Below are 1,927 nucleotides of genomic sequence, written 5' to 3'. Positions count from 1 at the left end.
CAGCGTGCGTTTTATAATCTTTTTATTCATTGAATAACAACATAAAATAACCGGTTTATTTCCGGCAGGGGAATACTATGCTTGTAGTGTAGCCAACTTACAACCTGGTATCAACAAATCACGACATCTGTTTCGCGGATTTAATTTCTCATGCGCTGTAGTACCGTTTTTTTTATTCATCCTGCTCATCGGAAAATGAGCAGTTGATATACTCATGTCTAAACCAAAATGAAATATGAGAGCGACCTGTATCTATGTCTGTTGTATCGGATTTAATTAGCAATGCCAACGGAGGAGACGCGGCGTCCCATTTTTTTTATTACATAACAAACCCAATTTAAACCGTATGAAAAAAGGTTTACTACTATGGCTGTTACTGGCCATCGGTATGGTGCATGCTTTTGCCCAAACCCGAACGATTAAAGGTAAAGTAACGGATGCGCATGATGGCTCTCCGTTACCTGGTGTATCTGTTAGCATCAAAGGTTCCAAAGTAGGAGCAGTATCTTCTGTGGATGGAACATTTTCCATTGCAGTAGACGGCGCTGCCTCGCTGATTTTTTCCTTTGTAGGTTATGAGCCAACAGAAGAAAAAGTAGGTACGCGTCAGTCGATCAATGTGGTATTGAATGCGAGCAACAAAGTACTGAATGAAGTAATCGTAACCGGTTATGGTGAATTAAAAAGAAAGGATGTTACGTCTTCCGTAACAGCGGTATCTGGTGCACTCATCAATGATCGTCCTGCTACCAGCTTCGACCAGGCATTAACAGGAAGAGCGGCGGGTGTGAATATCACCACCGGTTCCGGTGTACTGGGTGATGCGGTAAATATCAGGATCCGTGGTGTGAACTCTATCAGTAATAGTAACCAGCCATTGATTGTTGTGGATGGCATTATCATGAATACCAACAGCAACTTAAACGTATTTAACAGTGGCAATGGTACGCGTTACAACCCAATGGCCGATATCAATCCCAATGATATCGAATCAGTGGACGTACTGAAAGATGCGGCTGCATCTGCCTTATATGGTTCCAGAGCTGCTGCTGGTGTAATTGTGATTACTACCAAAAGAGGTAAAACCGGTTCTATCTCTGTTAACTATAATGGCTACGTAGGCTGGGCTAAAGCAGCCAGGGTGCCTAAAGTACTGAATGGTGATGATTTCAATATCATTCAAAATGAAAAAGCAGCCAATTCCACCCGTGCAGGCAACCCTGTAGTGCCTATTGCCAAAGATATTGATCTTAACGGCGATGGTAAACCAGACAGAACAGACTGGATGAAAGAAGTATTTCAAACAGGTGTGATACAAAGCCATCAGTTATCACTTTCCGGTGGAACGGAGAAAGCCAGATTTTATGCATCCGGTGAATATTCCGATCAGAAAGGTGTGGTATTGGCCAACCGCTTACGCAGAGGAGGCATTCGTGTGAACCTGGATGTAACGCCTAAAAAATGGCTGAAATCAGGTATCTCCCTCTACTCTTCCAAATCCTTGAATAACGGGGTATTATCCGATACCTATCTCGCCGGTGCTACTACTGCCGGTTATTCTGCGGCGCCTAACGTTCCGGCATATGCCCCTAACGGAGATTTTTATACCAAGGCTAACGGAGATCTGGGAGATGGCGCTAATACCATTACTACCGCCAACAGGCTAAACCGCTTCTTCAATCCACTTACCAGCGTATACTATGGTAGAAATGATAATACCTCTACCCGCGTTTTATCTTCTGCTTATGTAGAAGTTGAACCGATTGCCGGTCTGAAATTCACTTCCCGTTTCAGTGTAGATTTCATTCAGAACTTTGAAGATCAATACAGTGGCCCTAAACAGGCAGGTAATGGTATTGGTTTGAATGGTCTGGTACAGGAAAACCTGTTAAGACAAAACCAGTGGAACTGGTCTAACTACGCTAAC

General features: G+C 43.4%; 1 protein-coding gene. It reads left to right on the top strand.

What is annotated here, in order from left to right; translation table 11 throughout:
- Window positions 1-346 precede the first annotated feature (346 nt).
- Window positions 347-1,927 (top strand): SusC/RagA family TonB-linked outer membrane protein (locus tag VIP81_RS06215; protein ID WP_331957608.1); only part of this gene is annotated, 1,581 nt, incomplete at its 3' end.

This window comes from Chitinophaga sp., from assembly GCF_036566945.1.
In the GTDB taxonomy this organism is placed as follows: Bacteria; Bacteroidota; Bacteroidia; order Chitinophagales; family Chitinophagaceae; genus Chitinophaga.
The sequence above is the reverse complement of the archived record's forward strand: the minus strand, read 5'-3'. Positions and strand labels throughout refer to the sequence as shown.